Origin of the sequence: Nocardia goodfellowii, assembly GCF_017875645.1 — a bacterium.
GTDB classification, from domain to species: domain Bacteria; phylum Actinomycetota; class Actinomycetes; order Mycobacteriales; family Mycobacteriaceae; genus Nocardia; species Nocardia goodfellowii.
In genome coordinates, this window is record NZ_JAGGMR010000001.1 from 214,010 (window position 1) to 237,908 (window position 23,899).

Annotated in this window: 25 protein-coding genes; 9 read left to right on the forward strand and 16 right to left on the reverse strand. The window is 68.3% G+C overall.

What is annotated here, in order from left to right:
- Positions 1 to 139: 139 nt before the first annotated feature.
- From BJ987_RS01040 to BJ987_RS01050, 3 genes are all read left to right on the forward strand, one after another.
- Entirely contained in the window at positions 140 to 787 is a 648-nt protein-coding gene (locus tag BJ987_RS01040; RefSeq protein ID WP_209883813.1) for an MspA family porin, read from the forward strand.
- Between the two features lie 279 nt (positions 788 to 1,066).
- Positions 1,067 to 2,593: a PspC domain-containing protein gene (locus BJ987_RS01045; RefSeq protein WP_209883815.1), complete on the forward strand. Its 1,527-nt coding sequence runs from the start codon at positions 1,067 to 1,069 to the stop codon at positions 2,591 to 2,593.
- Positions 2,586 to 2,789, forward strand: a complete 204-nt coding sequence (locus tag BJ987_RS01050; protein WP_209883817.1) for a hypothetical protein — start codon at positions 2,586 to 2,588, stop codon at positions 2,787 to 2,789. Before BJ987_RS01045 ends, BJ987_RS01050 begins: the two co-directional genes overlap by 8 nt.
- A 61-nt stretch (positions 2,790 to 2,850) precedes the next feature.
- Here the strand turns inward: BJ987_RS01050 and guaA are convergent, their stop codons facing one another.
- Positions 2,851 to 4,431, reverse strand: a complete 1,581-nt coding sequence (guaA, locus tag BJ987_RS01055; protein ID WP_209883819.1) for a glutamine-hydrolyzing GMP synthase — start codon at positions 4,429 to 4,431, stop codon at positions 2,851 to 2,853.
- A gap of 150 nt (positions 4,432 to 4,581) precedes the next feature.
- On the opposite strand from guaA, the gene BJ987_RS01060 reads away from it, so the two are divergent.
- A complete protein-coding gene (locus BJ987_RS01060; RefSeq protein WP_209883821.1) occupies positions 4,582 to 5,376 on the forward strand; it encodes an alpha/beta fold hydrolase in 795 nt (264 codons plus the stop codon).
- 21 nt (positions 5,377 to 5,397) lie between these two features.
- Here BJ987_RS01060 and BJ987_RS01065 read toward each other — a convergent pair whose 3' ends face one another.
- Entirely contained in the window at positions 5,398 to 6,558 is a 1,161-nt protein-coding gene (locus tag BJ987_RS01065) for a GuaB3 family IMP dehydrogenase-related protein (protein WP_209883823.1), read from the reverse strand.
- A gap of 240 nt (positions 6,559 to 6,798) precedes the next feature.
- Positions 6,799 to 8,343 carry an IMP dehydrogenase gene (gene guaB / locus BJ987_RS01070; protein ID WP_281070350.1) on the reverse strand — a complete coding sequence of 515 codons (1,545 nt, stop codon included), beginning with the start codon at positions 8,341 to 8,343 and terminating at the stop codon, positions 6,799 to 6,801.
- A gap of 228 nt (positions 8,344 to 8,571) precedes the next feature.
- On the opposite strand from guaB, the gene BJ987_RS01075 reads away from it, so the two are divergent.
- Entirely contained in the window at positions 8,572 to 8,985 is a 414-nt protein-coding gene (locus tag BJ987_RS01075) for a DUF5319 domain-containing protein (protein ID WP_036533470.1), read from the forward strand.
- Between the two features lie 141 nt (positions 8,986 to 9,126).
- On the opposite strand, the gene BJ987_RS01080 is transcribed toward BJ987_RS01075, so the two are convergent.
- From BJ987_RS01080 to BJ987_RS01090, 3 genes are all read right to left on the reverse strand, one after another.
- Positions 9,127 to 10,203, reverse strand: coding sequence for an anti-sigma-D factor RsdA (locus BJ987_RS01080; RefSeq protein WP_209883825.1), 1,077 nt, complete (start codon positions 10,201 to 10,203; stop codon positions 9,127 to 9,129).
- The gene (locus tag BJ987_RS01085; RefSeq protein WP_209883827.1) at positions 10,196 to 10,774 is read right to left on the reverse strand and encodes a sigma-70 family RNA polymerase sigma factor; all 579 of its coding nucleotides are present in this window, start codon (positions 10,772 to 10,774) and stop codon (positions 10,196 to 10,198) included. The genes BJ987_RS01080 and BJ987_RS01085 overlap by 8 nt, the downstream gene beginning before the upstream one ends.
- Before the next feature lie 161 nt (positions 10,775 to 10,935).
- On the reverse strand, positions 10,936 to 11,751 hold the full coding sequence (locus BJ987_RS01090; RefSeq protein WP_209883829.1) for a hypothetical protein: 816 nt from the start codon (positions 11,749 to 11,751) through the stop codon (positions 10,936 to 10,938).
- Between the two features lie 619 nt (positions 11,752 to 12,370).
- On the opposite strand from BJ987_RS01090, the gene BJ987_RS01095 reads away from it, so the two are divergent.
- The 3 genes from BJ987_RS01095 (at position 12,371) to BJ987_RS01105 (ending at position 13,935) form a co-directional block, all read left to right on the forward strand.
- On the forward strand, positions 12,371 to 12,664 hold the full coding sequence (locus BJ987_RS01095; RefSeq protein ID WP_194817445.1) for a WhiB family transcriptional regulator: 294 nt from the start codon (positions 12,371 to 12,373) through the stop codon (positions 12,662 to 12,664).
- A gap of 451 nt (positions 12,665 to 13,115) precedes the next feature.
- Positions 13,116 to 13,691: a sigma-70 family RNA polymerase sigma factor gene (locus BJ987_RS01100; protein WP_209897690.1), complete on the forward strand. Its 576-nt coding sequence runs from the start codon at positions 13,116 to 13,118 to the stop codon at positions 13,689 to 13,691.
- A gap of 1 nt (position 13,692) precedes the next feature.
- Entirely contained in the window at positions 13,693 to 13,935 is a 243-nt protein-coding gene (locus BJ987_RS01105) for an RskA family anti-sigma factor (RefSeq protein ID WP_209883831.1), read from the forward strand.
- Between the two features lie 189 nt (positions 13,936 to 14,124).
- Here the strand turns inward: BJ987_RS01105 and groL are convergent, their stop codons facing one another.
- Both groL and groES read right to left on the reverse strand, forming a co-directional pair.
- A complete protein-coding gene (gene groL, locus BJ987_RS01110; protein ID WP_209883833.1) occupies positions 14,125 to 15,735 on the reverse strand; it encodes a chaperonin GroEL in 1,611 nt (536 codons plus the stop codon).
- Positions 15,736 to 15,827: 92 nt separating this feature from the next.
- Positions 15,828 to 16,127, reverse strand: a complete 300-nt coding sequence (gene groES / locus BJ987_RS01115; RefSeq protein WP_014981824.1) for a co-chaperone GroES — start codon at positions 16,125 to 16,127, stop codon at positions 15,828 to 15,830.
- A 584-nt stretch (positions 16,128 to 16,711) separates the two neighbouring features.
- Between groES and BJ987_RS01120 the strand changes: the two genes are divergently transcribed.
- On the forward strand, positions 16,712 to 18,199 hold the full coding sequence (locus tag BJ987_RS01120; protein WP_209883835.1) for a DUF7159 family protein: 1,488 nt from the start codon (positions 16,712 to 16,714) through the stop codon (positions 18,197 to 18,199).
- On the opposite strand, the gene BJ987_RS01125 is transcribed toward BJ987_RS01120, so the two are convergent.
- The 8 genes from BJ987_RS01125 to BJ987_RS01160 all read right to left on the reverse strand — a co-directional run bounded on the left by BJ987_RS01125 (position 18,196) and on the right by BJ987_RS01160 (position 23,876).
- Positions 18,196 to 18,615: a pyridoxamine 5'-phosphate oxidase family protein gene (locus tag BJ987_RS01125; RefSeq protein WP_209883837.1), complete on the reverse strand. Its 420-nt coding sequence runs from the start codon at positions 18,613 to 18,615 to the stop codon at positions 18,196 to 18,198. The genes BJ987_RS01120 and BJ987_RS01125 overlap by 4 nt on opposite strands.
- A gap of 66 nt (positions 18,616 to 18,681) precedes the next feature.
- Complete coding sequence (locus tag BJ987_RS01130) at positions 18,682 to 19,557, reverse strand: alpha/beta fold hydrolase (protein ID WP_307869400.1); 876 nt, start codon at positions 19,555 to 19,557, stop codon at positions 18,682 to 18,684.
- A gap of 72 nt (positions 19,558 to 19,629) precedes the next feature.
- The gene (gene tsaD, locus BJ987_RS01135; protein ID WP_209883841.1) at positions 19,630 to 20,673 is read right to left on the reverse strand and encodes a tRNA (adenosine(37)-N6)-threonylcarbamoyltransferase complex transferase subunit TsaD; all 1,044 of its coding nucleotides are present in this window, start codon (positions 20,671 to 20,673) and stop codon (positions 19,630 to 19,632) included.
- Entirely contained in the window at positions 20,670 to 21,143 is a 474-nt protein-coding gene (gene rimI / locus BJ987_RS01140; RefSeq protein ID WP_209897692.1) for a ribosomal protein S18-alanine N-acetyltransferase, read from the reverse strand. Before rimI ends, tsaD begins: the two co-directional genes overlap by 4 nt.
- Before the next feature lie 46 nt (positions 21,144 to 21,189).
- A complete protein-coding gene (gene tsaB / locus BJ987_RS01145) occupies positions 21,190 to 21,873 on the reverse strand; it encodes a tRNA (adenosine(37)-N6)-threonylcarbamoyltransferase complex dimerization subunit type 1 TsaB (RefSeq protein WP_209883843.1) in 684 nt (227 codons plus the stop codon).
- A gap of 145 nt (positions 21,874 to 22,018) precedes the next feature.
- On the reverse strand, positions 22,019 to 22,471 hold the full coding sequence (gene tsaE / locus BJ987_RS01150) for a tRNA (adenosine(37)-N6)-threonylcarbamoyltransferase complex ATPase subunit type 1 TsaE (RefSeq protein ID WP_209883845.1): 453 nt from the start codon (positions 22,469 to 22,471) through the stop codon (positions 22,019 to 22,021).
- A gap of 61 nt (positions 22,472 to 22,532) precedes the next feature.
- On the reverse strand, positions 22,533 to 22,727 hold the full coding sequence (locus BJ987_RS01155) for a DUF4236 domain-containing protein (protein ID WP_209883846.1): 195 nt from the start codon (positions 22,725 to 22,727) through the stop codon (positions 22,533 to 22,535).
- A 51-nt stretch (positions 22,728 to 22,778) separates the two neighbouring features.
- Positions 22,779 to 23,876, reverse strand: a complete 1,098-nt coding sequence (locus tag BJ987_RS01160) for an alpha/beta fold hydrolase (protein ID WP_209883848.1) — start codon at positions 23,874 to 23,876, stop codon at positions 22,779 to 22,781.
- Between the last annotated feature and the right edge of the window lie 23 nt (positions 23,877 to 23,899).

Consider the following 23,899-nt stretch of genomic DNA (forward strand, 5'->3'; position numbering starts at 1 on the left):
GACCACCGCCACCTGTGGTTTCGCACACGCATGAGCCTCCAGGCCCCGGCCCGATCCCGGTCCGGGCTCCTACGTTTTCTCCGGGCCACGAAACAACCGGCCCCGCTCCGCGACCGGAGCGACCGCAGGGGAGGAAATCATGTCCATCAAGTCCGCCGCCGTCATGCTTACCGGGATCGCTGTGGCCGGGGCCGTTTTCGGAGCCGCACCCGCCAACGCCTTCGGCTACCCGGCCCACGAGAACAACTACGCCACACCCACCGGATTCGGATTCACCGTGGGGCACACCGATATGGCGGCGCATCCGGTGGCGCCACAGAACGGTGTGCCGACCACGCGGGAGGTGTTCCTGAACAACACCGCATACGGCCGCGTCGACAGCCTGGGTACGGCCACGCTGAAATCCGGCTACCTGGTCGGCTGTGTGGTCGGCATCGACCTGACCTTCGGAGCGCACGCGGGCGCGGGCTTCGACGCGGGCGTCACCCTGGGTGCCGGCGGCAGCCCCGACGCGCTGGAGTCGAGCCTGGACGCCGGCATCGGCCCGGAGATCTCGGCCTCGATGGACCTGGACCTGGAAATCACGCCGGGCGTGATCAAACGGATCGAGACCGGTGTCAGGGAGCTGTCCGGCAACCGGACCGGCTATGTGATGAGCCGCGATTTCCACTTGCTCGTGGAGGGCTGCGGCGGGCCCTTGACCATCCGCCCTTTCACGACCATCGACGTGGAATCCCCGGAAGCCACGACCAACGGCGCGGTCTACGGGGATCCGATCGTCTTCTGATCAGGCGGTGCGGTACGTCCGGATCACTCCTTGGGGAATCCGATGGAGAACAGCCCCGCGATGACGACGCAGCTGACGACAGAAGAGACGGGGATGAGCCATAGAGCCATGGATTGAAGACTACAGAGTGTAGTAGATCACACTGCATCCAGTGGTGCCGAACGGCTGCTGCCGCAGGGCTTTGCGCGGCCCCGAGGGTCCCGCTCGCCGGGCGACCCCGGAGATCGGGACCGGATTCAGGGTTCACCCCGATGCGCCGAAGCTATGGTCCCGGCCACCATGGAGGGCATGACGAAAACGAGCTTCGGCGATCAGCTCCGGCAGATGTGGCAGACCCGCCCCGTCCGACTGCCGCGGCAGGGCCCGGTCGCCGGTGTCGCGGCCGGGTTCGGCAGGCGGTACAACATCGACCCGGTACTGGTCCGGGTCGCGTTCGTGGTGTCGACGATGTTCGGCGGCGCCGGGATCGTGCTGTACCTGCTGGGCTGGCTGCTGCTGAGCTCGCCGGGCGGCGAATCATCGCGTGCCGAAGGGCTTTTCGGCAAGGGCGAGAGCTCGCAGTCGCACACCAAGACCATCGTGCTGATCGTGGCGCTGTGCATCGCGGTCAGTTCGATGGGCCCGTTCAGTTCCGGCCTGGCCGGGTCCGGGATCATCAGCTTGGCGCTGATGCTGGCGGGCTGGTGGATGCTGCACATGCGGGTGCCGAATCCGCCGCCCGGCACCAGCGCGCTGGACAGCGACTTCGATTTCGGTACCGGCGGCGGGCTGACCGCGACCGGTTACCCCGGCACCGCGTTCCCGACCACCGGGAACTACTACTCCGATGTCATGCCGGTGTACTCGCCGTACACCAAACTTCCGGACGCCTACGTGCCGGACAAGCCGGTCGAGAACGCCGCACCCGCCTCCGACGATCAGCCCACCGTCCTGCTGGACAAGAGCGAAACACGCGTCGATTCCACTGCCGCAGTGGACATCTCGAAGCCGGACGCCGATGATTCAGGGCAAGACGCGAGCGCGTCGAGCACGTCGCCGTCACTGTTCGAGCAGCATGCGCCGAGCGAATCCGGTTCCAGCGCAGGCGCTCCCGAGTTCCTGCCCACGCGGACACCGAGCCCGGCCCCTCCCGGCCTCGTCACTCCGCCGTCCTGGGACCCGCTCGGCGTCGCGCCGCTGGCCTGGGATCTGCCCGAGCCCGCACCGGCCCGTACCGTCGTCGCTCCGCCGCAGAAGCGCCCCCGCTCCCGGCTCACCCCCACCGTGCTCGGCCTGGCCATCCTCGCCGCCGCCGGAGCCGGCGCGGCCGCGGTCTCCGGCGTGGAATGGATGACCCCTGGGCGGATCGCCGCGATCGCCTTGGCCGTGGTCGGCCTCGGCCTGGTGGTCGGCGCGTTCCTCCGCCGCGGCGCCGGCCTGCTGGTGGTGACGGCCCCGCTCGCCGGTTTCGTCGTCCTGGCGTCGCTGATCGGCCCGATCGACGGCGCCACCATCGGCGACCGCGCTTGGGCCCCGAAGTCCGTGAGCGAGTTGCAGCCCGAGTACGCCCTGTCGATCGGCACGGCAACGCTGGACCTGCGTTCGCTGAAGCTGACCGAGAGCCGCACGGTGGACGTGAAGGTGGGGACGGGCGATGTCAGAGTCCTTCTGCCGCAAGACATGACCGTCGACGCCAAGTGCACCGTGAAGATAAGTGACAAAGTCGACTGTCCCCCGGGCATCACCGGCCCGAATACCCCCGACGCACCGGTGCTCCGCCTGAATGTGGATATGCGGATCGGGCAAGTGGAGGTGTCCCGTGGCTGATCAGCCCGAAACCAAGCGCGGATTCTCCCCGTCGCTACTGATAGTCGGCCTGCTGGCCCTCGCGGTCAGTGCCTGGGGCCTGATCGGCCCGGCCACGATGCCGGTCAGCGGCGCGATCTCCTTCGGCTGGATCCTGGTGATCACCGCGATTGTCATCGGCGTCCTCTTGGTGCTCTCGCCACGGAAACGCCGCTAGACCAACCGAATAGCGAAAGGCCCGCCCCGGGAGGCGGGCCTTTCGCATGTCTACCGGAGGATCACTCCCATTCGATGGTGCCCGGCGGCTTGCTCGTCACATCGAGCACTACGCGGTTGACCTCCGCCACCTCGTTGGTGATCCGGGTCGAAATGCGTTCCAGCACTTCATAGGGCAGGCGCGTCCAGTCGGCGGTCATGGCGTCCTCGCTGGACACCGGGCGCAACACGATCGGGTGGCCGTAGGTGCGACCGTCGCCCTGGACGCCGACGCTGCGGACATCGGCCAGCAGCACCACAGGGCACTGCCAGATGGACTTGTCGAGTCCGGCGGCGGTGAGTTCCTCACGCGCGATCGCATCGGCCTGCCGCAACAGCTCGAGCCGTTCCAGAGTCACCTCGCCGATGATGCGGATGCCCAGACCCGGCCCCGGGAACGGCTGGCGCGCAACGATTTCCTCGGGCAGGCCCAGTTCCCGGCCGACCGCGCGGACCTCGTCCTTGAACAGCAGCCGCAGCGGCTCGACCAGATCGAACTCCAGGTCGTCGGGCAGCCCGCCGACATTGTGATGCGACTTGATGTTCGCGGTGCCGGTGCCACCGCCGGATTCCACCACGTCCGGATACAGCGTGCCCTGCACCAGGAACTCGACCTTCGGCGCGACGCCGTCGGCGGCGCCGTGCTCGGCGACCACACCGGCCACGGCTTCCTCGAACGACCGGATGAACTCCCGGCCGATGATCTTGCGCTTCTCCTCCGGATCGGTGACACCCTTCAGCTCACCGAGGAACTTGTCGACCGCGTCGACAGTCACCAGCTTGGCGCCGGTGGAGGCGACGAAATCCTGCTGGACCTGCTCGCGCTCCCCCGCCCGCAGCAGACCGTGGTCGACGAACACACAGGTCAACCTGTCACCGATGGCGCGCTGCACGAGCGCGGCGGCGACGGCGCTGTCCACGCCGCCGGACAGGCCGCAGATCGCGTGGCCGTCACCGACCTGCTCGCGCACCTGCGCGACCAGCGAGTCGGCGATATTGGCGGGCGTCCAGGTGGCTTTGATCTCGGCGATCTCGTGCAGGAAGCGGCTGAGCACCTGCTGGCCGTGCGGCGAATGCAGCACTTCCGGGTGGTACTGCACGCCGGCCAGGCGACGGGCCCGGTCCTCGAACGCGGCGACCGGCGCGCCCGCGCTGGTGCCGGTGACCTCGAACCCGGACGGCGCCTCGGTGACCGCGTCACCGTGGCTCATCCACACCGGCTGGGTGGTGGGCAGGCCACCGTGCAGCAAACCGCCGTCGACCTTGAACTCGGTGCGGCCGTACTCCCGGGTGCCGGTGTGCGCGACGGTGCCGCCGAGCGCCTGGGCCATGGCCTGGAAGCCGTAGCAGATGCCGAAGACGGGGACTTCGAGGTCGAACAGCTTCGCGTCCAGCTGCGGCGCGCCGTCGGCGTACACGCTGGACGGGCCGCCGGACAGAATCACCGCGAGCGGCTGCTTCTCCGCGATCTCCGACACCGACATGGTGTGCGGGATCACCTCGGAGTAGACGCTCGATTCGCGGACTCGACGAGCGATCAGCTGGGCGTACTGGGCACCGAAGTCGACGACGAGGACCGGTCTCTGGGAATCTGCCACCGCCATAGTCTAGAGCGGCGCGTCCGCGCGCCCGTGGGGGGCAGTGGTCCAGCTCGGGTACGTGATACAGCCCACTCATCGATCCAGGGCCGGACCGAGAGCAGCAGCGCAGCAAATCCCACCGCGTACCGGGGCGGCGCTGGTTATCCTCTGCTCGTGCCATTCGCCCGTGCGATAGACGCCGACATCCACTACGAGGACAGCGGCGGTGACGGTCCGGTGGTGCTGCTCGCCCACGAGTTCTTCATGGACCGCACCATGTTCGCGTCCCAAACGGCCGCGCTGGCACCGGAATTCCGCATCGTGTCATGGGACGCGCGCGGCCACGGCCGCACCACCGACCAGGGCCTGCCCTTCACCTACTGGACCGCCGCGCGGGACGCGCTGACCGTCCTGGACCAGCTCGGCGCCGAGCGGGCGGTCATCGGCGGCACCGCGCAGGGCGGCTTCACCGCCCTGCGCACGGCCCTCATTGCGCCGGAACGGGTTTCCGCGCTCATCCTGATCAGCACCGAGGCGCACGGCCACACCCCCGAGCAGTCCACCGCCACCCTCAAGTTCCTGGACGAGTGGTACGACGAGGATTCCCGGCAGCGGGCGGTAAACCAATTGGCGCACTGGTTGATCGGCGACGACGACGGGTACCGCGAGGTGTGGACCAAACGCTGGCTGGCCCGCGACCGCCGCGGTATCGAGGTCGCCGCCGGCTGCCTGCTCGCACGCGACTCGGTGCTCGACCGCCTGGGCGAAATCACCTGCCCCGCACTGGTTATCCACGCCACCGATTCCGGCATCGCGCGCCATCGCGCTCGCCAGCTCAGCCGCGGCCTGGCGCACTCCACCTATGTGGAGATCACCGGCGCCCGCCTGGCGGTCACCATGACCCATGCCGACACGGTCAACCACGCGATCCGGCGGTTCCTCCGCGAGCGGCTCACCCACGCCCGCTGAACCGGACGTGGGCCGCCGGGCTCAGGCGCGAACGGACAGACCGACCTTCTGGAATTCCTTGAGGTCGGAGTAACCGGCCTTGGCCATCGAACGTCGCAGACCGCCGACCAGGTTCAGCGAACCGAACGGATCGTCGGACGGGCCGTAGAGGACGCGCTCCAGGTTCGGGCGCGCCGGTTCGGTGGCCTCGCCGCCGAGATCCCACGGATCGTCCACGTGCAGCATGGAACCGCGCGGCACCGATGGGTGCGCGGCCGAGGACGGCCAATACCAGCCACGGCCCGGCGCTTCGGCCGCCATGGCCAGCGGCACGCCCAGCATGGCGGCGTCCGCGCCACAGGCGATGGCCTTGGCGAGCTGACCCGAGGTGGCGATGTCACCGTCGGCGATGACGTGCACGTAGCGGCCGCCGGTCTCGTCGAGGTAGTCGCGGCGCGCCGCGGCCGCGTCGGCGATCGCGGTGGCCATCGGCACCCCGATACCCAGCACCTCGCCGGTGGTGGTGGCGCCCGGGTAGGAGCCGTAGCCGACGATGACACCGGCCGCGCCGGTACGCATCAGGTGCAGCGCGGTCTTGTGATCACTCACGCCGCCCGCGACCACCGGCACATCCAGTTCGGCGATGAAGGTCTTCAGGTTCAGCGGCTCGCCGTCACCGACGTGCTCGGCGGAGATGATGGTGCCGTGCACGACCAGCAGGTCGATGCCGGTCTGCACCAGCGCCGGAGTCAGAGCCCGCGCGTTCTGCGGGCTGACGCGCACCGCGACGGTCACCCCGGCCGCCCGCACCTGCGCCACCGCGGCGGCGAGCAAATCCGGCTGCATCGGCGCGGCGTGCAATTCCTGCAGCAGCGCGATGGCTCGTTCGTAACCCCCCTTGGCAACCAATTCGACCAGCTGGTCGATCTTGGCTTCGACATCGGCGTGCCGGGCCCACAAGCCCTCGCCGTTGATCACGCCGAGCCCGCCCAGGCGGCCGAGCTCGATGGCGAAGCGCGGCGACACCAGCGCGTCGGTCGGATGCGCCAGGCACGGGATCTCGAACCGGTAGGCGTCGAGCTGCCAGGCCAGCGATACCTGCTTGGACGAACGGGTCCGCCGCGAGGGCACGATGTCGACATCGTCCAGCTCGTAGGTACGCCGGGCGGTCCGGCCCATACCGATCTCGACCATGTCGCGCACGTGTCTACTCCTTGCTTGTCTGTGATTGCCGCGCCGCGGCTTGTCTGTGATCGCCCGAGCCGCGCGGCTGGACTCGCCCGCCATCGAGGTGCGTCCGTGGCTCGGGGGCCGGGGCTGGGCGCGCTCCGATCCGCAGCGGCGCCCGCGCACAGGGCCGCCGGATCGTGATCCACGATCCGGCCGCGCCCCGACTCTCCGCGAACAGGTTAATCGCGCGAGCACGCGCGACTGTCAAGCCGTCTAACCGCGACCAGTGTAGTTCGGGGCCTCGACGGTCATGGTGATGTCGTGCGGGTGGCTTTCCTTCAGGCCCGCCGCGGTGATCTGCACGAACTGCGCTTGCTGCAGATGCTCGATGGAACCGGAGCCGGTGTAGCCCATGGCCGCGCGCAGGCCGCCGACGAGCTGGTGGATGACCTGGCTGACCGGACCGCGGAACGGCACCCGGCCCTCGATGCCCTCGGGCACCAGCTTGTCCTCGGCGAGCACGTCGTCCTGGAAGTAGCGGTCCTTGGAGTAGGACTTACCCTGGCCACGACCCTGCATGGCGCCCAGCGAGCCCATGCCGCGGTAGCTCTTGAACTGCTTGCCGCCCACCAGGATCAGCTCACCCGGGGATTCGGCCGTGCCGGCGAGCAGCGAGCCGAGCATCACGGTGGACGCGCCCGCGGCGATGGCCTTGGCGACGTCGCCGGAGTACTGGATGCCGCCGTCGGCGATCACCGGCACACCGTGCGGCTTGCAGGCGGCGACGGCCTCGAGGATCGCGGTGATCTGCGGCGCGCCGACACCGGCGACCACGCGGGTGGTGCAGATGGAGCCGGGACCGACACCCACCTTGACGGCGTCCGCGCCCGCCTCGACCAGCGCGAGCGCGCCGGCCCGGGTGGCCACGTTGCCGCCGACCACCTGGATGCGCTCGCCGACCTCGGCCTTGACCTTGGTGACCATCTTCAGCACACCGGCCTGATGGCCGTGCGCGGTGTCCACGATCAGCACGTCGACACCGGCGTCGGCCAAAGTCATGGCGCGCGACCAGGAGTCGTCGCCGACCCCGATGGCAGCGCCGACCAGCAGGCGGCCGTCGCGGTCCTTGGTGGCGTTCGGGTATTGATCGGTCTTGACGAAATCCTTGACCGTGATGAGCCCGCGCAACCGGCCGTTGCCGTCCACGATGGGCAGTTTCTCGATCTTGTGGCGGCGCAGCAGACCCAGCGCGGCCTCGGCCGTGACGCCCTCCTGCGCGGTGATCAGCGGCGCCTTGGTCATCACATCGGCGACGCGGCGGTTCTGGTCCACCTCGAAGCGCATGTCGCGGTTGGTGATGATGCCCACCAGCGCGCCGGTCTCGTCCACCACCGGCAGGCCGGAGATGCGGAAGCGGGCGCACATGGCATCCACGTCGGCGAGGGTGTCGGAGGGGCGACAGGTGACCGGATCGGTCACCATGCCCGCTTCGGACCGCTTCACCGTCTCCACCTGGGCGGCCTGATCGGCGGCCGCCAGGTTGCGGTGCAGCACGCCCATGCCGCCCGAACGCGCCATGGCGATGGCCATCCGGGCTTCGGTGACGGTATCCATGGCCGAGCTCACCAGCGGGGTACGGAGGCGGATATCGCGAGTCAGCTGGCTGGACGTCTCCACCGAACTGGGGATGAGATCCGATGCGGCGGGCAGCAGCAACACGTCGTCGAACGTGAGGCCGAGCATGGCGATCTTGTTCGGGTCGTCGCCACCCGTAGGGGGGCGGACTGCGAGCCGTTCGCCCGGTACGGGATTACTCATTCGGATCGACCCCTCCTGGACGTCGAAAGCGAGAGACACCGGGAGCACCGGGGTCACGCACACTGATCGGATGGACGGCAGCGGCGCCGGGCTGGCAGCCTCGGAGCCTGGGCACCATGGTATCTGCCGAGCAAACCTCCGCTTCCGTCAGGCGCGGTTCCCGGGATCGGCGAAACTTGCCCACCACATAGCTGGCGCAGACCGCCCTGTTCTGCGTACCGTGGGTGTGTGCGTGACCATCTACCACCTGGCTTGCCGCCGGATCCCTTCGCCGGAGACCCCTCCGACCCGTCCGCCGCGCTCGATGCCATCGAGCCCGGCGAACCGCTGGATCCCCACGAGCGCCTTGCGGTCGAGGAGGATCTCGCTGATCTCGCGGTTTACGAGGCTCTCCTAGGGCACCGCGGCATCCGCGGGCTCGTGGTCAGCTGCGAAGACTGCAGACAGGACCACTACCACGACTGGGACATGCTGCGCGCAAACCTGCTGCAGCTACTGGTCGACGGGACGGTGCGCCCGCACGAGCCCGCCTACGATCCGACGCCCGAGGCGTACGTCACCTGGGATTACTGCCGGGGATACGCCGACGCCTCGATGAACGAAGCCTTCCACGGCGACGGCTTCGACGGTTTCGACAGCTGATCCGCCCTACCGGCAGCTGGGTCCTTCGTCGGCCGCCCCGGGGTACGCACGCGCACGCTCACCCCGCGGCCACCAGCCCCTGAATACAACAAAACGCCGACCAATTCATCTGGTCGGCGATCGTTGTTTCTACGATGTCAGCTAGCTACTGGGCCCGGGCAGGGTGGGCATGCTCGGAATCTGGAATGTAGCCGTGGTGCCCGGAATCGTGGGCTGGGTGGGGATTGTCACATCGCTACCCGCAGTGGGCGTCACCACCGTGGGCGGAGTCGCGATGGTGGTCGGCGGGACCACCGTCGACGGCACCGTAGGCACCGTCGAGGGGTCCACTGTCACCGGCGGCGGGGTCGTGACCGGCGGCACCGTCGTCACCGGGGGTTCCTCCGTGTCCGGCGGCACGGTGACCGCCGCCGAAGAACCGGGATCCGCCGGCTTCGTCGTGACATCGCCCGGAGTGACCGGCGCCGTGGTGCCGCTCACCGGCGGTTTGGTGCCCGCCGGATCGGTGATCGGATCCAGTTGAGCCGCAAGCGCTCTGCCCTCGGGCGAGGAATCGCGCAGCGTCTCGACCAGTTGCCGCCACTCGGCTTCGAGCTGAGTCTTCTTCTCCGGATCGCTGATCTGCGCGAGGTTCTTCTTCGCCTGCCCCAGCTGCGCCGCGGCCTGCGTCGGATTCGACTGGCTCAGAGCCTGTTGCGCCTCACCCATCTGACCGTCGGCCCGGTTCACCACTGTGGTCAGGGCCTGTTCGCTGAACACGACCTCCTTGACCTTCCACAGCGGATTGCCCGGCTCGGCGTTGTAGGAGAAAGCGGTAACACCACCGAAGACCAGCGCGAGCGCCGCAGCGGTTCCGAGGAGGGGGCGCACCAGCCGCAGATGCCCCCCGGACTGTGCGCCCACACGCACTTTTCGCGCGCCTATTTCTTGGTTGACCGCCGCGACGACCGCGTCCAGATCCGGGCTGCTCGGCAGGGGCGGCGCGATGAGTTCCGCGCGCCAATCCGCCAGCAGCGTCGCGAGCTGGTATTCCTGCTCGCTGTCGGTCTGTACCGGGCCGTCACTGGAGATGGCGTCGATCAGCGCATCATCACGGCGGACCGCCGCGATGTCCACCGGTCCGGCTTCGCCGCCATTTCCGTCGGCGTAGGGACCGCTGTCTCGCGATCCACGTCGCGCCTTCCAGTCGCCCCGACCGCGCTCGCCATCCCTAGCCATACATTTCACCTGCCCTCGCCACTTGAGACTTGAGTTTCGCGAGCGCCCTGTGCTGGGCCACTCGTATCGCACCCGCCGTACTGCCCACGGCGACTGCGGTTTCTTCTGCTGACAAACCCATGACCAAACGAAGGATCAGGATCTCTCGATGCTTTTCGGGCAACGTGGCGAGCAGACGGTTCATCTGCCGGCTCGCTTCCGATTCGAGAGCTCGTTGTTCCGGACCGTGGTCGGTGGATATGACATCTGGTACTTCGGCCATAGCCTCCGCCTTGTTACGGGCGGCGTTGCGATGGGCGTCTGCGACCTTGTGTGACGCGATTCCGTATACGAAGGCCATGAAGGGCCGGCCCTGGTCTTGATACCGGGGCAAGGCTGTCATCACGGCCAGACATACCTCCTGCGCGACATCATCGGCGGAGAGCTGTCCGCGCTCCGCAGCACCGATTCGCGACCGGCAATAGCGGACTACCAACGGTCGGACCAGTTCGAGTACCTGAGCTAGAGCTGTCCTGTCGCCCTGCGCAGCGGCAGCGACGGCGAGGTCCAACTCTTCGCCCGTGTGCGTCATCGTCAGCGAGATTCCTGGCGTTACAAGTGGCACCGGCCCGATGACCTGTGCTTCCGCCTGACCGGCGGAACGGCTCTAACAATAGCGATAGACCGCCGCGAACCGGGCAACACGGTGGGTTGTGGCCTCAACCGGGGGCAGTTGACCCGCGTCGGGCCCGATCACCGAAAGCGCCCGCCACGACGGGAAATAACGTCCGAACAGGCCTGTGCCTCGGCCGCCGCGGTGTCGTCCGACAGGCCGGTGCGCAGCATCGCGCAGGCCCAGCGCAGCGGCAGCAGTCCGTTGTCCCGGCACTGCGCGGCCACGGTGTCCGCGTGCGATCGGGCGGGATCGAGGTCGCCCGATGCCATGCACGCGGCCGCGACAAGGAGTCTGGATTTCACCCGGTGCCGGACCGAGGGCGACGTCTCGGCGAGTCGCGATCCCGCTTCCGCGTGTCGCCGGGCCTGTCCGGCATCGCCCCCGGCCAGGGCCAATTCGGCGCTGACCCAGTACCAGCGGATCCTGGCCCGCCACAACTCCTCGTCGAGCGCTCGTTCGGCACGCCCCAGCAGCCGACCGGCCAGGGCCAACCGGCCGGTGCCGAGCGCGTCGGCGGCGAGGCCGGTGAGCGCATCGCAGACGGCTTCGGTCCGGCCCGGAATGCGCGGGTCGAGCGGAAGCGCCAGCGCGGCCGCCCGGCCGTCGAACGCGGAAGCCTCGGCGTGCCAGCCGAGTTGACGCAACAGTGAACCTTCGGTGCTGGTGGCCAGGGCCCGCATGACCGGGTCTCCGGTCGCGGTGCGTAGCCGCCGCAATTCGGCGCGGGCCGCGGCGTAATACCCCTGGCCGCCCAGGGCGACCGCCCGGTGCCAGGAATCGCGGCCGCCCGAGGCGATCGGCAACTCGGCAGCGGCATGTCCCGGCGTGGCGCCGAAAGCCGCCGAAGCGAGGACTTCAGATCGAGTATCCAGGGACAAGTCCGGGACGAGCATCGGCAAACCCTATCCCGGCTCGCGCGCGTCGCCCAGAACGCGGCCTCGGGTACCACTCCGGCAACCGCACAGCGTTTCTGGTATTGCGCCGTGTTTCTATCAGGTAAATCTCCACCGACAATGCACGTGCGGCATCGACGCATATTCACATGCGTTTCTCGCAATTAACCTGGCCGCCCCGTTTCGGCCATCTCCACCGTCCCCGCTCGAGGCACCGCAGGTGGCTCGGATCACCGGCGCGGGGGCGCAGCTACCAGTCGAGACAGCATGCGCTAGCCTCGAAAAGCCTTGCCTACCAGGGAAAATAACGATGACCACAGGCCATGCCGGGGCCGAACGCGAACTAGCCAACCGAACAGTATTACCGGCAACGACGAGAGAAGTAAACAGCTGGAAGGTTAAATCTCACCATTGAAGATTTCTCGAACCAGTGCGTCGAACTATTGACGGAATTTCGCGGCTGGACCTAACGTAGCTCATCGCCATGGTCGGCGCCGCGCGAAATTGTGGCGACCGAGAAGGCGAGTCTCGGGACACCGCCGACCCGGCCGTGGTCCGACTACTTTGCAGAACCAACTGCTCGACATAGCTGACGAGCTCGCATCTTGAGGAGTTCACCGTGCCCATGCCGACCCACCTCCCGGGGCCGAATGCCGATGTCTGGGACTGGCAGATGCGAGGATCCTGCCGGGGTCAAGATTCCGCCGTCTTCTTTCACCCCGACGGTGAGCGTGGCCGCGCCCGTACCGCGCGCGAGATGCGCGCGAAGGAGATCTGCCGCGCCTGCCCCGTGCTCATGCAGTGCCGCAGCCATGCGCTGAAAGTCAGCGAGCCCTACGGCATCTGGGGTGGCATGTCGGAAACCGAACGCGAAATGCACGCCCGTCGCAATCGCCGGCGGCTCGCCGTCTAACACACCCCGGCACGGACCGCCAAGTTTGCTCCCATCCATACGGCGCGGCGCGCCGAATGCCTAGCAAACAACCGGCCAATGCAACACCATCGGCAAGATCACCGGCCCACCTCCGGCGGCGCACCCGTCGCGGGTTGGCACCGGTAGGCAGGCACCACGCGGTTACCACCGATACGCCTGCCCTCGAGAGGGTCGATGGTCGCGCACCTGTCGACCTGGCGTTTCGCAGTTGCTATCGGCGTGTCACGGCGTGTTCTTCAAGAAACGCCCGGCGTGTCGAAAGTTACCGCAAAGTCGCTGGGCCACAGCCGGTTTGCTGGCCACCCCACCGGAAGGGAGTCGATAGCAGCCCGCTACGGTGGTGACCGATGACACAGAATGGAGCGTTGTGACGACGCGGCCGCCGGCCGCAGAAGGCGACTCGTACCGGAGAGAAGCCGTTCCACCCAGCGTGGATTCTGCGGTATCGGCACGCGCAGCCGAAAGCATCGAGCTCGCCGCCCTTTTGCATCGTTGCGGCAAGTCCGACCAAGAGGCTTTCGCCGAACTGTACGACCGGACGTGTGCGCGCGTCTTCGGTCTGGTGCTCCGGGTGCTACACGACCCGGGGTACGCGGAGGAGACCACGCAAGAGGTCTATCTCCAGATCTGGCGTACCGCGGCCAGTTTCGACCCCGCCAAAGGATCGGCCGTGACCTGGTTGATGACGCTCGCCCATCGGCGCGCGGTCGACCGAGTCCGTGCCGAGCAGGCCCATACCCAACGCGAAGTCGCGTACGGGATAAGGGTTCTCGGTAACGAATTCGACGAGGTCACCGAAGAGGTAGAACGAAGGCTGGAACAGCAGGCTGTCCGTCAAGGGCTGACGACTCTCACCGAGACCCAACGGGAGGCCATCTCGCTCGCCTACTACGGCGGGCGCACCTATGCAGAGGTGGCGACCCATCTTGGCGTAGGGTTACCGACCGTTAAGTCCCGAATTCGGGATGGACTCACTCGACTGAAGAAAAGTTTGGGGGTGACGTGAGATGAACGAAGGCCAGGTCGATCTCGCGCACGCCGTCGCGCTCGGATCGATCGACGACGAAGACCACAGTTCGGTACAAGAATTGCTCGACAGCGAAGACCCTGCGCTACGCGCCGCGTTCCGCGCCGAAGTACAGCAGACCAGCGACGCTCTGGCAGCGCTCGCCGAGGTGACGGCAACGGCGCCGCCCCCCTCGCTGCGTGCACGGCTGCTCACGAGCATCAGCGCCAGACCCGGGCTGTAGTAGTTCACAGCCCGCCCGAAGCCCGGCCGCGTCGCGACCGAACCCGCCGACGTGCGAACCGGCCCCAGAGGCTCCGCCGAGCCCGCCCCAAGACTTCCGCGCGCATGTGCCGATCTCCGTGCCCGCGGACCACGGAACCACAAAGGCCCCCGGGACAACTCGTCCAAGGGGCCTTCGCTGTATTCAGCCTCAGTGCGCGTGACCGTGGTGACCGTGGTCGTGCGCCTCCTCGGCGGGCTTCTCCACGATGGCGGACTCGGTGGTGAGCACCATCCGCGCCACCGACGCCGCGTTCACGACGGCCGAGCGAGTCACCTTGACCGGGTCGACGACACCGTCGGTGAGCAGATCGCCGTAGGTCAGGGTGGCGGCGTTGAAGCCTTCCTTGCCCTCGGAGACCTTGCTGACCACGACGGCGCCGTCCAGGCCCGCGTTGGCCGCGATCCAGAACAGCGGCGCCTCCAGCGCCTTGCGCACGACCTCGACGCCGACGGCCTGATCACCGGACAGCGAGTCCCGCAGCTCGACCAGCTTCGCGGCCGCGTGCACCAGCGCGGTGCCGCCGCCGGGCACGATGCCCTCCTCGACCGCGGCCTTGGCCGCGCTGACCGCGTCCTCGACCCGGTACTTGCGCTCCTTGAGCGCGGTCTCGGTGGCCGCGCCGACCTTGATCACCGCGACGCCGCCGGACAGCTTGGCCAGGCGCTCCTCGAGCTTCTCCCGATCCCAGTCGGAGTCGGTGGCCTCGATCTCGCGCCGCAGCTGCGTGCTGCGGGCCGCGATGTCCTCGGCGGTACCCGCGCCGTCGACGATGGTGGTCTCGTCCTTGGTGACCACGACACGCCGGGCCTTGCCCAGCACCTCGAGGCCGGCCTCGCGCAGCTGGATGCCCAGATCCGGGTTCACCACGGTGCCCGCGGTGACCACGGCCAGGTCGTCCAGGAACGCCTTGCGCCGATCACCGAAGAACGGCGCCTTCACCGCGACGGCCTTGATGGTCTTGCGGATCGAGTTGACCACCAGGGTGGACAGCGCCTCGCCCTCGACGTCCTCGGCGATGATCAGCACGGCCTTGCCGGATTCGGCGATCTTCTCCAGCAACGGGAGCAGATCCGGCAGCGAACTGATCTTCTCGCGGTTCAACAGGATGAACGCGTCCTCGAGGACGGCCTGCTGAGTGTCGGTGTCGGTGACGAAGTAGGGCGAGAGGTAGCCCTTGTCGAACTGAACGCCCTCGGTGACAACGAGTTCGGTCTGCATCGTCGAGGACTCCTCGACGGTGACCACGCCGTCCTTGCCGACGGTGGCCAGCGCCTTGCCGACCATCGCGCCGATCTCCTCGTCCCGCGAGGAAACGGTGGCGACCTGGGCGATCGCCTCCTCGCCGGAGACCGGGGTGGCCAGCTCCAGCAGGGCGGCCGACACCGCGTCGGCGGCCAGGCCGATGCCCTTGCCGACCGTGATCGGGTTGGCGCCGGCGGCGATGTTCTTCAGGCCGCCGCGAATCAGCGCCTGCGCCAGCACGGTGGCGGTGGTGGTGCCGTCGCCCGCGACATCGTTGGTCTTGGTCGCGACGCTCTTGACCAGCTGCGCGCCCATGTTCTCGAACGGGTCCTCGAGCTCGATCTCACGCGCGATGGTGACACCGTCGTTGGTGACGGTCGGGCCGCCGAAGGCCTTGGCGAGCACGACGTGGCGGCCACGCGGGCCGAGGGTGACCTTGACGGCGTCGGCGAGCTTGTCGACGCCGCGCTCCAGAGCGCGACGAGCCTTCTCGTCGAACTCGATCTGCTTTGGCATAAGTCCTTTTCCTCTGGGTTCGGGAAGCGCCGAAAACGGCACTGCCCCGGCCCCGCTTCAGGCGGAAACCGGGGCAGCACACGCTTACTGGGTCACTTGGTGACGACAGCCAGCACGTCGCGCGCCGACAGGATGAGGTATTCCTCGCCCTGGTACTTGATCTCGGTGCCGCCGTACTTGCTGTAGATGACGGTGTCACCTTCCTTGACGTCGACCGGGATGCGGTCACCCTTGTCGGTGACGCGCCCCTCGCCGACGGCGATGACGGTGCCCTCCTGCGGCTTTTCCTTCGCCGTGTCGGGGATGACCAGGCCGGAGGCCGTCGTCGTCTCGGCCTCGTTGGCCTGGACGAGGATCTTGTCCTCGAGCGGCTTGATGTTCACGCTCGCCACGTTGAGCCCTCCACTTTCAGGGGATTTATGATCCGGGACTGTTGTCCCGGACCATCGGTTCGGTCATGGTTCTGACCCTGCGCATAGCCCCGTCGTCGCGGGTGCCGAGACCCTGCTCAGATGTCAAAAATGGCACACGGCAATCGTGCCGACTAGCACTCTATACAGTTGAGTGCCAGCGCTCAAGGGCGGGGGAGTGCCAACACTCGCCAGGGATAGCTCCCCACGCGATTAAGGGCTTTCTATTACTTCGGGAAAACTGTAACGTTCGGATAACGGATTGTGACAGTATGGACGACGGTCGCTTGTCCGGCCGCCGGTTCGATGTCGAACCGGCGTCGCCCCGAGCACTTTCGCTTTACCAAAGCATCCCAGCGCCACCGCATCACCACTCAGTTCCACAGCGTCACAGCTTCACCAGAGGGCAAGTCCACACGTGAGCCAAGGCCGTTACCCGCGCCCCCACCGGACCGAGGGCCGGCCGGTTCACGAGTCCGGAGCAGCGCGCCGACACGCGCCGGTTCGGCAGTCCATTCGAGATGGTCGGCGACACCGGGACCATCCGCTCGAAGGGAGGTGAACACATGCGAACGTCTCTTGGCATCTCGGCCGGGAACGAGGTCGTCTGCTCAGCGCTGGTCGCGACCGCGCCCAACGGCGCCCAAAGCTTCGACTACCGCGTCGTTTCGGCCGACGCGGCCCATTCCGACCTCGGTGATCTCGTCGCTTCCTCGATCGAGCTGATGACCAACCAGCTGCCGTCCGCCCAGCACGTGTCCTTCGACATCGCCTGGCCCGCAACGCCTGTCGCGGTCGGCTTCACCGGGCAACCCAACCCCGCGGTCGTGGGCCGGCCCACCAATGTCGCTGTGGCCTATCGCAGTAAAGAACAGGCGCAGGTGATCCGCTCGGCCACCGGCAAGCAGCGCGACCTACGGCTGGTCCCGGAAAGCACTGCGGCGCTGACTTTCCTGCGGCACACCGGCCTGCTGGACCGCTACGAGACGGTCGCCATCGTCGACCTCGGCGCGACCGGCCTCAGCGTCACCGTCGCCGATCAGGCCGACGGCACCGTGCTGCGCTCGCAACGGATCACCGCGGTCAGCGGCAATGCCATCGACGAGCTCATCTACCACCATCTGGTGGATCTGCACTACGCCCGGCGCGGCACCCGTCCCAATCGCGGCATGCTGACCAACCGCGGCCGCGCCGCCAAGGAACATCTGTCCGTCTCCCCCGCGGTCACCATCGATCATGTCGCCGGTCGGCCGCTGAAGCTGACCAGAGCCGATTTCGAGGCCCTGATCGCCACTCTGCTCGACGATCTGGCCGAGTTCACCGGCGCGGTGTTCGCGAGCTCGCCCCGGCGTCCCCAGGCCATCGCGGTCATCGGCGGCGGCGCGAACATCCCCGCGGTTCTGACCGCGCTGGCCGACGAGTTCGAGGTGCCGGTGCTCAGCGTCGACGACCCGGAGGCGGTCATCGCCAAAGGCGCGGCGCTGGTGGCCGACGCGGCCCAGCCGTCCATGTTCCCGGTGGCCGCCGCGCTCGGCAACGACGCGCCGGTCGGCACGTTCACCAAGGTGGTCGGCACCCTCGCCGGCGCGATCGTGGTGGTCGGCCTGGTCATCGGCTACGGCGTGAAGACTTTCGCACCCACCTCCGACGAAGAGGTCTCCCCCGCCGGCACCACCAACAGTTCGCAGCTGACCACCCAGCCCGCGCCACCGGTCGGCACCGGCGACGGCACACCGCGCACGAGCGGCGGCAACATCCCGCCGATCACCCAGGATCGGAGCACCGCGCCGACGCGCACCAGCACACCCACCACTCCGACACCGGCGCAGACCAGCCAGCAGCCCACCCTGCGCCCGGATCCGAATCTGCCGCCGATCCCGTTCCCGGAACTGCTCGGGCCGCTGCTCGGCAACCAGGCCGCACCGGGTTCGTCCGCGGATCCGTCGCCCCAGCGCACGGCGACGCCGGGGCCGACCACGGGTCCGGCCCAAACCAGGATTCCGATGCCCTCGCCGCGGAGCGATTCCGGCTCGTCCAGCGGCAGGAACGGCTAGACGCTCGCGACGGCCCAGGTCCGAGTGGGCGTGATGGTGATCAGGATGCGGTCGTCGTCGGTGGGGATCAGGTCCGCGTCGGCCCGGAGATACTTCTCCCGGATGCGCGCGGTCCACCGGCCCTGCCGATCGTCCGTGAGTTCGGCGTCACCGATGATTCGGATCTGACGGTTCGGTCGCTGACCGTCGGCGCGCAGACCGAGTTCGTGATCGACCACCACGCCGACGCGCGAGTTCAGGCGGATACGCCGCACGTGCGGACGATCGGCGAAGCTCGTCAGCCGGAAAGCGCTGCCGTCCCACAGGAACCAGATCGGGGTGACGTGCGGATATCCGGCCGCATCGATGGTGGCCAGATACGCGACAGTGTCGTCGGCGAGCAGCCCGGCGATTTCCGCCTGGCGGAGCTGACGCATGATTCGCACCTCCCCGAGCCCGCGCTATTCGAACCTATGTTCGATTCTAGCTCGAGTCCGGGACGGTCAGCGTTCGGCGGAGGCCTCCGCGATGAAGGCCGCCATCACGGCGGCGCATTCGGCGGCGTGGGTTTCCAGCAGGAAGTGGCCGCCGTCGTAGACATGCATCTCCAGCCGATCCAGCACCCGGGCATAGGCCATGATCTCGGGCAAGTCGTAGAATGGGTCGTGCCGGCCCCACAGCACCAGGCACGGCGGCTGGTGCGTGCGGTGATAGTCGGCCAGCTCGGGGAAGCGAGCAACGTGCGCGCCGTAGGAGGTATAGAGCTGGAATTGGGCCTCGATGCAACCCGGTCGCGACAGCCGTTCCCAGTCCAGCTGCCAGCCCTCGGGCGGCGGCAGGTCACGTACCCGATCGGGCAGACCGCCCAGGTACTGGTATCTAGTGCTCTCGAAGTTCATCCAGTCCGGCAGCGCGGCGCGGTTGGCTTCGGAGGGATCGGCCCAATAGGCGCGGGAACTGTCCCACTGGCTGCCCATGCCCTCGTCGTGGGCATTGCCGTTCTGCACGATGAGGCCGAGGATGCGCTCGGGGTGCCGCGTGGCGAGGTAGTAGCCCACCGGTGCGCCGAAGTCGTGCAGGTAGACGAAGAACTCGTCCACACCGATCAGCTCCAGGAAGCGCTCGATGGTGTCGGCCTGGTGGGCGAAGGTGTACTCGTACTTGTCGACCGGTGGCGCACCGGAGAATCCGGATCCCGGCAGGTCCGGGGCGATCACCCGGCTCACCTCGGCCAGCGGCGTGAGCACGTCCCGGAAGCTGTACGACGAGCTCGGGAACCCGTGCAGCAGCAGCACACACGGCTTGTCCGCGCTGCCGGCCGCTCGGTAGAAGATCTCCAGTCCGTCCACATCGATACTGTGATGGCGTGGCTTGTGCACGCCACTATCCAAACGCGACGCGCCCCGCCGCGCCGAGAAATCGCGCAGATCGATACGGGATCGAAAACCGCGTCAGCTGACGCGGCTCACCGAGACCGGCAGACCGGGGTCGGTGGCGACGGTGAGTGCGGACGGGCCTGCGCCGCCCGCGATGACGTGGGCGCCGAGCGCCGCGATCATCACCCCGTTGTCGGTGCAGAGCCGGGGCTTGGGCACGCGCAGGGTCAAACCGGCCGCGGCGCAGCGCTCTTCGGCCAGCGAGCGGATGCGCGAGTTGGCGGTGGCGCCGCCGCCGAGCACCAGGGTGTCCACGCCGATGTCCTGGGCCGCGCGAACGGCCTTCATGGTCAGGACGTCGGCCACCGACTCCTGGAAGGAGGCCGCGATGTCGGGGATCGGCAGCTGGTCCGGCGTAATGCCTTGGCGCTGGGCCGCTTCCACGTGGCGCGCGACGGCCGTCTTCAGGCCGGAGAAGGAGAAGTCGTAGCGGGGATCGCGCGGGCCGGTCATGCCGCGCGGAAACGCGATGGCTTTCGGATCACCGGTCTGGGCGGCCGCGTCCAGGGCGGGACCGCCGGGATAGCCGAGTCCGAGCAAGCGCGCGACCTTGTCGAAGGCCTCCCCGGCCGCGTCGTCGACGGTGCTGCCGAGTTCGATAATCGGCTCGGCCAGGTCGGCTACGTGCAGCAGATGCGTGTGGCCGCCGGAGACCAGCAACGCGACGCAGGGTGGCATCGGACCGTGTTCGAGGGTGTCCACCGCGACGTGACCACCCAGGTGGTTCAGGGCGTAGAACGGGATATCCCAGGCCGCCGCATAGGCTTTCGCGGCCGCGACGCCGACGAGCAGTGCTCCGGCCAGGCCGGGACCGATGGTGACGGCGAGCGCGTCCGGCTTGGCGATGCCCGCCACGGACAGCGCCCGCCGCATGGCGGGCACGATGGCTTCCAGGTGCGCGCGCGAGGCGATCTCGGGAACTACGCCGCCGAAGCGGGCGTGCTGGTCGACGCTGGAGGCCACCTCGTCGGCGAGCAGCTCACAGGTGCCGTCGTCGTGCCGGCGCACGATGCCGACTCCGGTCTCGTCACACGAGCTTTCGATGCCCATCACGATCACGACAGCACCTCATCCGGGAGCGGCAGCGCCGACAATTCGGGCCGCCGCATGGTGTACGCGTCGGCGCCGCTGGGGTGGTAGTAGTTCTTGCGCAATCCGATGATGTGGAAGCCGTGTTTGGCATACATCGCGATCGCGGGTTCGTTGTCGGTGCGCACCTCGAGGAACACCGGGCCACCGCGCTTGCCGGCCTCCGCCAGCAGCGCCTCCAGCAGCAGGGTGCCGACGCCACCGCGGTGACAGACCGGGTCGACGCCGATGGTGTGCACCTCGGCTTCGGGATGCTCGGCGTCACCGAGCAACGCCACGCCCGCGTAGCCGACCATGCGGTCCTGTTCGTCGCGGGCGGTGATGTAGAGATTGTGCTTGGCCGCGAGTTCGGAGCGGAACGCGACCGCCGGCCACGGATCGTCCTCCGGGAACAACAACTGTTCCAGTTCGACGCAGCGCTCGATGTCCCGGTCGGTCATCGGTTGGATATGGATGTGCCCGGGACGGGTGCCCTGGTTCACCGGTTCATGCTCCCGTCCGGTCGAGCGTACGAAAGCTGTTCTCGACGGCGTCGGGACGGCGCAGGTACAACGGCACCAGCGGCTCGGGCACGGCGCGGTCGAGCACCTCCCGGGCCGCGGCGCCGACCAGCCCGGCGGGTGACGGCGTCTCCACCGGCAGCACGGCCAGATCGAAAAAGTCCACGTGCGAAGCCGATCCGGCAATGGCCGTGGCCTCCCCGGAGTCGAGTTCGCCCGGCTTGATCACCCCCGGGCCGGCCACGCGGACGCCGTCGCGATAGCGCGCCCAATACACTTCCCGGCGGCGCGCGTCGGTGACGACGAGCAGTTCGCGGCCGGGGTTGAGATCCGGCGCGGCGTCGGCGGCGATCGCGTCGAGACTGCAGACGCCGTAGACCGGGATGCCGAGCGCGTCACCGAAGGCGGCGGCGGTGGCCATGCCGACGCGCAGCCCGGTGAACGGGCCCGGCCCGACACCGGCGACGACCGCGGCGATATCGGTTCTGGAACGGCCTGCCTCGGTGAGGCATTCGAGGATCTGCGGAGTCAGCACCTCCGCGTGCGCTCGGGGATCCACCCGAACACGCGAGGCGACCGTGCGCAGCTCCACCGCACCGGCGGTCTGCTCCAGTTCCACCAGTCCCGCCGTAACGGCGGGTGTCGCGGTGTCGACAGCTAGTACAAGCATGATTGGCCCAACGATACCGGGTGGTACCTCGCCGCGGTGCGGTGCTACCTGCTCGGCGGATACCGCGCGGCCCGGTCCCAGGCCGATCACATTGACGCAGGTCACTACTGGTGGTCAGGGTGTGCTGGCACACCCTGGCGCGGGCTCAGGCTTCCGCCGTGCCGGCGATCCATTCCCACACGGCGGTGCGGACATCGGACTCGGGCTCGCGCGAGAGCCGCACGCGCAGGTGCCGATCGGCCAGGTGCTCGACGACGCCGAGACCCCACTCGACCACGACCACCGCGTCCTGCAGATCGGTGTCGAGGTCCAGCGCGTCCAGTTCGTCGAGGTCGCCGCCGAGCCGGTAGGCGTCCACATGCACCAGCGGTACGCCGCGCTCCCCCGCCCGGTGCTGCCGGGCGATGATGAAGGTCGGCGAACTGACCCGCCCCTGCACGCCGAGCCCCGCCGCGATGCCGCGCGTGAGCGCGGTCTTGCCGGCACCGAGCGGCCCGTCGAGGACGACCAGATCACCGGCCTTCAGTTCCTCGGCCAACTCCCGTCCGAGCGCCTCGGTATCGGCGACCGCCGAAAGCATTCGCGTCCGCTGCACCATCGCCGACCTCCGATCTCCGGGTATTCCGTCGATCGGGAGCCTACCGGGGGCGGCGCGTACGTCAGCGCCGACGGCGTCGGGTGCGGCGCCAGCCGAAGGGGCCGGGCAGATCCATCGAGGTGGTCTCCCGGCCGGATGTGCTGGTGGTGTGCCGGGGGCCGCCCCGACCGCCGGTGGTGATCGACAGCGAGCGGCGATTGACGTTCAACCGCACACCCGGGAAGATCTTGAAGCTCTTACGGAAGGTGAAAGGCATTCGAGCCTCCTTTCATGAGTGGCGTATACCCACGAAAGGTCAAGTGAATCTTCAGCTTCCGATCGACTGCGCGGTGCCGGCGCGATCGGGCGTCAGGGCACCGGCGCGGATCAGCAACTGATGCAGGGCCTCGTTGATGACGTCCGGGAATTGCAGGTGCGGCATGTGGGCGGCCTCGCGGAGCAGGATGAGTTCGCTGCCGGGTAGATCACGGTGCAGGGCGCGCGAGTTGCGGAACGGGATGACCAGGTCGTGCAGGCCGGTGATGATCAGGACCGGCAGGTTGGCCAGGGCCGGGAGGGCGGCCGATTCGTCGTGCAGCGCGAAGACTTTCAAGAATTTGACGACGGTTTCGATCGGGGTGCGGTCGATCATCAGGGTGGTGAAGCGAGACAGCGTGGGGCTGACCGGGCCGTGGTAGGAACTCACGTGCAGGATCGGAGCGATCACGTGGCGGACGGTGCTGCGTCCGGCCTGCACCAGCGCCGGCGCGGTGTGCACGGCCAGGCGGAAACCGTCCACGGCGGGGTTGCGCAGCAGCTGGGTGATACCGGCGGCGGTGACCTCGGCGGCGGCCGTGGACAGCAGTCCGACGCCGATCACCCGGGTGGCGAACAGCTGCGGGAACTGCGCGGCCGCGGCGAGCACCGCCATGCCGCCGAGGGAATGACCAACCAGGACAACCGGTCCCGTCGGCGCGGTGGCCGCGACGACGGCGGCCACGTCCCGGCCGAGCTGGGCGACGGTGCAGCTCTCCGTGCTCGGCGCGCCGGAGTGACCGTGGCCACGCAGGTCGAAGAACACCATGCGAACTCCCGCGCCCCAGCGCTTTTCGAGATCGCGACGCTGGAAGTGCCAAGACTCCAGGCTGTTACAGAAGCCGTGCACGAAAATCACGGTGACGGGTGCGTCGTCGGGCCCGCAGGTGCGGGTGGCCAGCAGGATCCCGTCCTCGGTGCGCACGGTGCCCGCGCGGTCGCGCTCGAACAGCGCGAAATCCTCGTCCCGGTACTCGTCGCGCCGCGCGGGCCAGAGCACTCGCGCGCCGATTCGCCGCAGTGCGTGCGCGCCCGCGAGCGCGCCGACGACCCCCGCCGTGGCCATCCCACCCCGCATGACGGTGCTGCGCTTCGAACGTCGCGATCTCATCGGAAACCTCTCAGACCAAGCCT